Below are 9450 nucleotides of genomic sequence, written 5' to 3'. Positions count from 1 at the left end.
GAGGCCGTCAGCGCGATCAGCGAGATCACCCACACCGTGAACCAGATCAACGAGATCACCTCCGGCATCGCGGCGGCTGTCGAACAGCAGGGTGCGGCCACGACGGAGATCGCCCGCAACGTTCAGGAAGCCTCCAACGGCACGCGGGAGGTTACGTCGAACATCGAAGGCGTCTCGGGTGCGGCAGAGGTCACCAACCAGGCGGCCGCGACGGTCTTCGACGCCTCCAAGGCGCTGGAGCGCGAAGCGCGGGAACTGCGCGAGCACGTCTCCGGCTTCCTGGCCGGCATCAAGAAGAACGTCGCCTGACGGCGATCTCTTCCGGGGCGGAACGCACATGTCCGCCCCGGGGCTTCCTGTTGTTCCCGCCATGTCCCGTCGCATCCGGGCCCGTTACGGATGCGGGCGCCACCCGTGGACAGGCGCGCTACGCTCAATGAGCAAGGTTCTGGCACTCCTTCCGTCCGGCACGCGGATGGAAGCCCGCGAATACGGAACCTTCCCCCGGAAAGACAAAAAGCCCGCCGGATCCGGCGGGCTTTTCTCGTTTTCAACGTCGAAAATGCTGTCAGGCGGCATCCGTGGTGTTGATGCTCGACAAGAAGGTTCCCACCCGATCGCGCAGGAGCCCGGCTTCCCGTTCCAGAGCCGAGGAGGCCTCGGCGACCATCGCCACGGCCTCATTGGCGACCTGGGAAGCGCTGAACACGCCCTCGATGTTCTCCGAAACATCCTGCGTGCCGCGTGAGGCCTCCTGAACGTTGCGGGCGATCTCCGTGGTGGCCGCACCCTGCTGTTCCACCGCCGCCGCGATGCCGGACGTGATCTCGTTGATCTGCTTCACCGTATGGGTGATGGCGCTGATCGCGCCGACAGCCTCATGCGTCTCGCCCTGGATCGACGAGATCTGCGAGGAGATCTCCTCCGTCGCCTTGGAGGTCTGGGTGGCAAGTTCCTTGACTTCCGCCGCCACCACGGCAAAGCCGCGGCCCGCCTCGCCGGCCCGCGCCGCCTCGATGGTGGCGTTCAGCGCCAGCAGGTTGGTCTGTTCCGCGATCGCCTGGATCAGGCTCACCACCTCGCCGATGCGCGTCGCGGCGTCCGACAGACCCTTGATGCGCACGTTGGTGCTGTCGGCCTGGCTTGCCGCCTGCGAGGCGATCTCGCTCGACGACGACACCTGACGGCTGATTTCGGCAACCGATGCGGCCAGCTCTTCGGCGGCAGACGCGACCGTCTCCACGTTGGCGGAGGCCTCGGCGGCGGCACCCGCCACGGTCTTGCTCTGGCTGGTAACCTGCGCGGCACCCGCGTTCAGGTTGGTCGAGGCATGCTGAAGGTTGGCAACCGAGCTGGAAATGGTTTCCAGAAGCGAGCCCATCTGCCCCTCGAATTCCTTCGAGATCGCCTGGATCTCCCGCGCCCGCTCCCGGTCGCGCTCGACGCGCTCCTGCTGGCCCGCCTCCAGATCGCGCCGCTTGCGCTCGTTCTCCACGAACACGGCCATCGCTCCGGCCATGGCGCCGATCTCGTCGCCGCGATCGGCGCCCTCGATATCGATCTCGGTATTGCCGTGGGCAAGTTCCCGCATACGCTCGGTCAGGTTCTTGATCGGCCTGGAGAGATTGCGGATCGCCGCGAAGGCGATGCCGAAAGCCAGCAGCCCGCCGACGGCGCCGATGCCGATGATCTGGATCGCCTTTGTCCAGAACGTGCTTTCGATATCATCGATATAGACGCCGGTGCCGAATACCCAGCCCCAGGGTTGAAACTCCTGCGCCCAGCTCAGCTTTGGCAGGGGCACGTCTCCGCCCTTGCGCGTGACGTGGTAGGGAACGGTCCCGCCGCCGGCCCTTGCGGCGGCCAGCATCTCGCGGACCTGATACTTGCCCTTGGCATCCTGGGTGTTGCTCGCGTCCTTGCCTTCCAGAGACGCCTTGGAAGAGACGACACGGACGCCGTCGGTTCCGTAGACGAAGGCATAGTTGTTGCCGTCGTAACGCATGGCGCGGATGGCATCGCGTGCCTGCGCCTGAGCCTGTTCGCGGGTGAGCTTTCCCGTCTTTTCCAGCTCGTGGTAGTGCGCGGCAACCGAGATTGCCAGCTGAACCACGGTACGGGTCTTGTCCACGCGCTCCCCGTAAAGGGCGCCATACAGTGAAGAGAGGCTAAAGGCGGCCAGAATGACGACGAGGGCAGCGAGGGTGACCACCGGAACCCAGATCTTGATGCCGATACCGAATTTGTTCAGGGACATTCGAGGTTGCCTGCTTGCAAATATAAACCCGCGCAACCTTGGAGTGACTCAAGTTAAATAATTGTGAAAAATACCTATTGAATTGCGATTATATTTTACTCTACGTCACTTTCTGTTTGTATTTTTCAATTAATTCGATGAATAAAACCGCTCTTTTTCCGTTTTTATTTCATCATCCATCTATTTCGTTGCGCATGCGGCTATATTTTTTTACGAAGGCCGATATCAACACGGCCTCCAGACGTATTCGTACGATCATGCACGGCCAGAACACGGCGCGCGAGGCTCAACCGCCGCCGAACAGACGACGGAAGAAACCACCGCCCGGCGGCGGCATGACCCGGTTGCCCGGTTCCACTGTCCGCCCTTCCGCGAGGTTGCGCGGAGGGGCCGGTGGGGGAGGCTCGCGGGCAATGACCGGACCGCCGACGGGAATGCCCGGCAGTTCCACCAGCGGCATATGCTCGTGCGCCTTGACCATGAAATCGTGCCAGATCGTTGCCGGCAGCGTCCCGCCCGTGGCCGACTTCGTGGGCGAATTGTCATCGTTTCCGAGCCACACGGCGGCGGTGTAGTTGGCGGTGAACCCGATGAACCACGCGTCGCGCAGGTCCTGGCTGGTGCCGGTCTTGCCGCCGGCCGGCCGATCGCCCAGACGCGCGCGCTTTCCGGTGCCGGTGACCAACGTTTCGCCGAGCATGGAATCGATCTCGCGCAGCTTGTCGGGCTGGATCACCTGGCCGGGTCCGTCGACGACCCGGTGGTAGAGCACCTTGCCGCTCTCCGTCTTGACCGAGCGGATGACATAGGGGATGACCCCCCAGCCGCCGTTGGAAAAGGGCACGTAGGCGGCCGTGATTTCCAGCGGCGTGACCTCGGAGGTGCCAAGCGCCAGCGACGGATTGGCCTTCAGGTCGGAGGTGATGCCGAGCCGTCGCGCCGTCGCGGCCACGTTCTTCGGCCCGACCTCGTAGCCGAGCTCCGCCGCGACCGTGTTGAGCGAATAGGCGAGCCCCTTTCGAAGCGTCACGGGGCCATAATATTTCTTGGTGTAGTTCTTCGGCTTCCAGCCCTTGATGGAGACCGGCTGATCGACACGGATCGTATCCGGCGTCATGCCCTGCTCGAGCGCCGTGAGGTAGACGAACGGCTTGAAGGCCGAGCCGGGCTGGCGTTCGGCGGAGACCGCCCGGTTGAACTGGCTCTTGCGGTAGTTGCGCCCGCCGACCAGCGCCTTGACCGCACCGGAAGTATCAAGCGCCACCAGCGCGCCCTGGCTCACGCCCAGTTTCTTACCGCTCTTGTCGAGAGCGTCCGACAATGTCCGCTCCGCCTCTTGCTGGAGCCGCAGATCGACGGTGGTGTCGACGATCACGTCGCGATCGATCCGGCCGATATAGCCGGGCAGCAGGTCCATCACCCAGTCGGCGATGTAGTTGGTCCCTGCCGCGCCGTTTCCGGCCACAGCAAGGGCGGGGTGGTCGATGGCGTTCTTCTCGTCGCGTTCGGAAATGAAGCCGGCATCATGCATGGCGGCAAGAACGAGCCGGGCCCGCTCTTCCGCCAGATCGGGATTGCGGTTCGGCGCATAGCGCGAGGGCGCCTTGAGAAGGGCTGCGAGGGTCGCGGCCTCCGCCAGCGTCACCTGACGCGCGGACTTGCCGAAGTAGCGCCGGGCCGCACCGTCGACGCCATAGGCGCCGGCACCGAAATAGACCCGGTTCAGATACATCTCCAGGATCTGATCCTTGGAGTAGCGCGTCTCCAGCCAGAGCGCGAGCACCACCTCCTGCATCTTGCGGCTGATCGTGCGTTCATGCGTGAGGAACAGGTTCTTGGCAAGCTGCTGGGTCAGCGTGGAACCGCCCTGGACGACCCCGCCGCGCACCAGATTGGTGACGAGCGCGCGGGCGAGGCCGATGACGTCGATGCCGAAATGACTGCGGAAGCGGCGGTCCTCGATGGCGATCACGGCGTTGGGCAGGTACTTTGGCAATTGCTCCAGGCGCACGGCCTCGCCACCCGTCTCGCCGCGATTGGCGATGAGCCGACCTTCCGCGGAAACGATCTTGACGTTCGGCGGGCGCGCGGGAACCTTCCAGTCATAGCTCTGGGGCAGTTGCGCGGCGAAATAGGCAAGCGTGCCGGCGACGACGATGAAGCCCCACACGCAGGCGACCATGCCCCAGTAGAGACCGCGCTTGAGAAGCCGCGTGAACCGGCCGCCACCCGAGCCGGAACCGGAGCCTCCCTTGCGGCGCGGCTTGCGGCGTTTGCGGGCGGAGGAGGGGCGGGGCGGGCGCTGACCGGAGGCTCCGGCCGCGGCCTTTGCCGGGCCGGCGGGCTTGCGCCGCTGGTCGGAGGAGCCGTCTTCGGCGCGTTGCGGGCGGGGCGCTGCCTTCTTCGCGCCGCTGGGCGCCCGGGCCCCTTTCGCGGCCGGACGGTCGGACTTATCGATGCGAAGATCCGGCGCTTTCGGGGCGCCGCCCATTCTCGGTTCGATACGTTCGCCGCGGTTGCCGCGTCTGCTGGCCATCGGCCGCCTCTTGCGTCCTGTCGTTCGGTCACTGTGCGAAAAGACAAGCGGTCCGGACCGCCGCGCCTTCTGCTTCACGCTAGAATGCGGCGCTTTAAGGGGCGGTTAAGCTTGACGGTTTTTCAACATCCGGCAAGCCCGGTGCCGATCCCCGCCCTTGCCGGCCAGTTTGGCCTTGAACCGAAGACCGCACTCGCCAAAACTGCGCATGCACAAATCATCTGGCCGGAGCGTGTCGCCAAATCATGACGGCAGTTCGGGGCGCAGCAGTTCAGGGTATGAGAGAGGTTCGAATGGCAAAGGGATACTGGATCGCGCGGGTCGATGTGGACGATCCGGAGGCCTACAAGGATTACATTGCCACGGCCAAACCGGCATTCGAGCGTCACGGCGCCCGGTTCCTGGTGCGCGGGGGAACCTATTCCGCCCTCGAAGGCACGTCGCGCAGCCGCAACGTGGTGATCGAGTTCGAAAGCTACGAGGAAGCGCTGGCCTGCTACAATTCGCCGGAGTACCAGGCCGCGAAGGCCATCCGAACAAAATTCTCGACGGGCGATCTTCTCATCATCGAGGGATATGACGGCTGACGGCAAGGTCCCTTGCCCCCAATGGAGCGGGGGCGTTGCAGCTCCCGTTTATCCTCCCGGCCCACCGAAGCGGGCGCGCCCCGCTCCGCTCGCGCGGGGCGTCTAGCTCGCGAAACGCTCCGCGCCGCTGCCGTAATAGTTGACATAGCGGCTGTTGAGCGAGGCGACAGGCACGATGATCAGGACATCCGTCGTGCCGAACTGGTGGTCAACCACCGCGCCATCGCCGATATGAGCGCCCAGCCGCAGATAGCCCTTGATCAGCGGCGGCATCTCGCGCAGCGCGCCACGGAGATCGACCTCGGAGGCCGGCAGCCGGTTCATCTCGACATAGCGCTCGTCGAGCGCGCGAACGCGCCACTCCTCCGGCGCCCTGGCGAAATGGTGGAGATAGGAAAGCGGCACGGCGAGCCGGTCGGGATCGGTGCCTTCGAAAGAGGCGCAACCGATCATCGCGTCGATGCCGTGCATCAGCACATAGGCCCAGATGCCGTGCCACAGCAGTTCCACCGTGCGCTTGGTGCGGTAGGGCTTGAGCACGCAGGAGCGGCCAAGCTCCAGGAAATTCAGCTCGGGCTTGCCGTCCAGCAGTGTCTGGATGTCGTATTCGCCGGCGGTGTAGAAACCGCCGAACCGTTCGGCGACCGACTGGCGCAGCAGGCGATAGGTGGCGACGATGCGCGGCTTGCGGCGGCCGAAGGGCTTGGCCCGCTCCGCGACGTCGTGGTCGAACACCAGGAGATGGTCGCAAAATTCGTCAAAGGCATCCGCATCGCGCCCGGAGGCGAGCGTCTGACCATCGGCGATGGCCGACATCTCCTCGTAAAAGACCTGATAGCGCAGCTCCTGCGCGCGCTTGATCTCCGAAGCCTTTCGGGCGAGGCGCACTTCCAGCGAGCCGATGCGGCCGAGCGACACGGAGGCGCCGCCGTTGCGCGCGGCTTCCGGTCCCGCCGACGGCAACGCGACGCCCTGGCCCGGCAGCCAGCCACCCAGACGGGCGGAATCGCGATGAACAGGCATGAACTTGCGCACCAGTCTGGCGGGCGACAATTTGGCTTGCTGTCTCATGAATTTCGGCCTCTGCCCAGCATGCGTGCCGCTCGGATCGGGCACGGCCTGGCGCTTCCCCGTTTTTCGGCCGGGCCTGGCTCCGGCGCCTTTGTTGAACGCTGAAGCCGGGACGCCAACAAACGTCCGGCTTGAACCGTCATAAACCACAGATTTCCGACAGTTCGATGACACCCACCGAAACCCGCCACGCCATCCGCGTGCGGCCCGGCGGACCCGGCGGATCCATGGTTAGCCGGCAATATAACGGTTGCTTGAAGCCACGTCACGCTGCTGATGGCAAATTTGGCGAGCCGGGAGGGACCCCGGCCACCGAAGGCACGCGCGAAACGGCGGTATGCGGCTCCGCGTGCGGCTTTCGCAAACCGCCGCGATCAGGCAAGGCCGCAGCGCTCGAGAAGATCGGAAAGCACATCCGGATCGAGCGGCTTGGTCAGGAAATCATCTGCACCGGCGGCTTCCGCCTCGGCCCGCGATCCGGCCGTCACATCCGCCGTGAGCGCGAAGATCGGCGTGACCTTGAGATCGTGCGCCTGTTCCGCCTCGCGGATCCGGCGAATCGCTTCAAGACCGTCGATGCCCGGCATGTGCAGATCCATGAACACGGCGGCGAACGGCGGGTCCTCGCCGGAATGCGTGCGCCGGATGAGTGCCAGCGCCGTTTCGCCATCACGGGCGACGACAGCCTCGTGACCGTGCTTTTTCAGAAGCGCCGTGGTGAGCATGAGATTGATGTCGTTGTCTTCCGCCACCAGCATGCGCAGAGCTTGCGGACGCGGGCCGAAGGCCTCGCGCTCGTCGCGCCAGGCGGCGTCACCTTCGCCCACCGGCTCGCCGGCCACGAGCGCAGCCATGACCTTGGCGAGCGAAACGCTGCGCACCGGCTTGACCAGATAGGCATCGAATCCGGCCCGGCGAAGCGCCGGCAAGTGGCCGCGTTCAGCCGGCGTGACCATGATGATGACCGGGGCCGCGACAGCGGCACCCCTCAGCCGCGAGAGCCAGCCGGCTGGGTCGGCGAGCGAGCCGTGGTCGGCGAGCAGAATATCGCATTGTGCAGCGTCGCGGCCCGCCTGGTCTCGCTCTGCCATGGTCGGCGAGCCGTCCCCACCGGGGGCATCCTCCGCGAGGTTCTCAACCACGCAGCCGAAGTCGCGCAACCGGCGCTCCATCAGCGTGGCGGCCATGCCGTCGCCGTAGATCAGCCCGACGCGCTGGCCCCGGAAATCCCCGCGAAGCGGGGAGGCGGTCGCATCTTCGGCCTCCACTTCGAAGTCGAAGGAGAAGGTGGCGCCCTGGCCCGGTTCGCTGTCGATGACGATGCGGCCGTTCATCGCCTCCACGATGCGCTGCGAGATGGCGAGGCCGAGGCCGGTGCCGCCGTGGCGGCGCGCGGGGCCGGGATCGACCTGCTCGAATTCGGTGAAAAGCCTGGATGCTGCCTCCCGGGACAGGCCGATGCCGGTGTCGTGGACACGGGCGGAAAGACGCGCCGCACCGGCCCCGCGGTGGCCGGAATTCTCCGAGGCTTCGGCATCCGCCCGCAGGATCTCGATCAGCACGCCGCCGCGATCGGTGAACTTGATGCCGTTGCCGGCCAGATTGATCAGCACCTGGCGCAGGCGCGGCGCATCGACCAGCACCTCGTCGGGCACGTCCGGGGAGACATAGCAGGCGATGTCGAGGCCCTTGGCCTGGGCACGCGGGGCGAGCAGTTCCACCACGCGCTCGGCCAGAAGCTCCAGCCGGGTGGACATGGGCCGCAGTTCCAGCCGGCCGGCTTCGATGCGCGAGAAATCGAGCACCTCGTCGATGAGGCCGAGCAAGGCCTCGCCGGAGGAGGAGATCGCCTCCACGTAGCTTGCCTGCTCGGCGGTGAGGCTTGTGTCGCGCAGAAGCGTTCCCATGCCGAAAATGCCGTTGAGCGGGGTGCGGATTTCGTGGCTCACGGTGGCGAGGAAGCGCGACTTGGCCTCGTTGGCTGAGCGCGCCTGGTCACGCGCCTCAACGAGCGCCTCCTCCGCCAGACGGCGGGGGGTGACATCGCGCAGGATGGTCTGGACGACGGGCCCGCCCGCGCCGTCGCGCACCGGCACGTCCAGCCGGGCGAACCAGCGCGGACCGGCTGTGGTCTGCAAAGCGAGATCGCTGGTGCCGGGCAGGGCGTCTTCGGGTGCCCCCGGCAGATCGGCGCGCGGCAGGCGAAAGGCCTCCCCGCCCAGCCTTGCCGGATCGATGCCGAAGCAGCGCGCGAAGGTCTCGTTTGCGTAGACGATGCGCCCGGCCGCGTCGCGGCGGAAGATGATGTCGCCGAGCGCGTTGATGACGGAGCGGTGGCGATCATCGGATTCGCGCAGTTCCCAGACGAGATCGTCGAGCGCTTCGGTCTGGCGTCGCAGCTCGTTCAGCTCGGCCGCATCGGCCGCTCTGCGGCCGCCGAGATCGACGTGGCGCAGGATGGCCATGGCGCCGACGCCGGCAAGAAAGGCGATGGCAAGGCCCGCCAGCGGCGCGGGCGACGGCTTGCCGAGCAGAAAGACGCCGCTGGCGATCGCCGCCAACACCAGCGCAGATGCCGCAGCAAGAAGCCAGGGCGCGAGCTGCGCGCGATCATCGTCTGACGTCTCGATCCCGATATCGGGCGGTGTGTCAGACCAGGCGCCGGACCAGGTGTCGCGAACCTCATCTGACTCGTTCGCGGATTGCGGGCCGGCACCGGGAGCAGGACCGGGAGCAGGACCGGCGGCGGTACCGGCAGCAAACGGAGCGGACGCCGCCAGCGCCTCCCCCGGACCGCCTTGTCTTTCCTCCGCCGTTGACCGCATAGCCTGTCGCATTCCCCCAATTGAGCGCCGGAACAGGCGGTCCGAGCCGGACCTGAACGCAGCGCCGGTGCGCCACCGGCCACCAGAGTTGCCCCGGATTCGCCTCCGGCCCCTGCCTGCATCCGGCCCGGCCTCACCGTTCCGATAGGCCATTGTGGCGCAAAGGAATTGCCA

5 protein-coding genes and 1 pseudogene are annotated in these 9450 nt (G+C 66.1%); 2 read left to right on the top strand and 4 right to left on the bottom strand.

Annotation, left to right across the window (positions count from 1 at the left end; all coding sequences use genetic code 11):
• Nucleotides 1-309 (top strand): annotated as a pseudogene (locus V2L18_RS16990) (chemotaxis protein); the annotation flags it as partial.
• A 259-nt stretch (nucleotides 310-568) separates the two neighbouring features.
• On the opposite strand, the gene V2L18_RS16985 reads toward V2L18_RS16990, so the two are convergent.
• The gene (locus V2L18_RS16985) at nucleotides 569-2257 is read right to left on the bottom strand and encodes a cache domain-containing protein (RefSeq protein WP_336179475.1); all 1689 of its coding nucleotides are present in this window, start codon (nucleotides 2255-2257) and stop codon (nucleotides 569-571) included.
• A gap of 286 nt (nucleotides 2258-2543) precedes the next feature.
• On the bottom strand, nucleotides 2544-4793 hold the full coding sequence (locus tag V2L18_RS16980; protein WP_336179474.1) for a PBP1A family penicillin-binding protein: 2250 nt from the start codon (nucleotides 4791-4793) through the stop codon (nucleotides 2544-2546).
• Between the two features lie 293 nt (nucleotides 4794-5086).
• Between V2L18_RS16980 and V2L18_RS16975 the strand changes: the two genes are divergently transcribed.
• Entirely contained in the window at nucleotides 5087-5380 is a 294-nt protein-coding gene (locus tag V2L18_RS16975; protein ID WP_336179473.1) for a DUF1330 domain-containing protein, read from the top strand.
• A 102-nt stretch (nucleotides 5381-5482) separates the two neighbouring features.
• On the opposite strand, the gene V2L18_RS16970 is transcribed toward V2L18_RS16975, so the two are convergent.
• Nucleotides 5483-6451, bottom strand: coding sequence for a GNAT family N-acyltransferase (locus V2L18_RS16970; RefSeq protein WP_336179472.1), 969 nt, complete (start codon nucleotides 6449-6451; stop codon nucleotides 5483-5485).
• A 374-nt stretch (nucleotides 6452-6825) separates the two neighbouring features.
• On the bottom strand, nucleotides 6826-9276 hold the full coding sequence (locus V2L18_RS16965; RefSeq protein ID WP_336179471.1) for a response regulator: 2451 nt from the start codon (nucleotides 9274-9276) through the stop codon (nucleotides 6826-6828).
• Between the last annotated feature and the right edge of the window lie 174 nt (nucleotides 9277-9450).

This window comes from Breoghania sp. JC706, assembly GCF_037026715.1.
Lineage (GTDB): Bacteria > Pseudomonadota > Alphaproteobacteria > Rhizobiales > Stappiaceae > Breoghania.
This window is presented reverse-complemented; position numbering and strand designations above follow the sequence as displayed.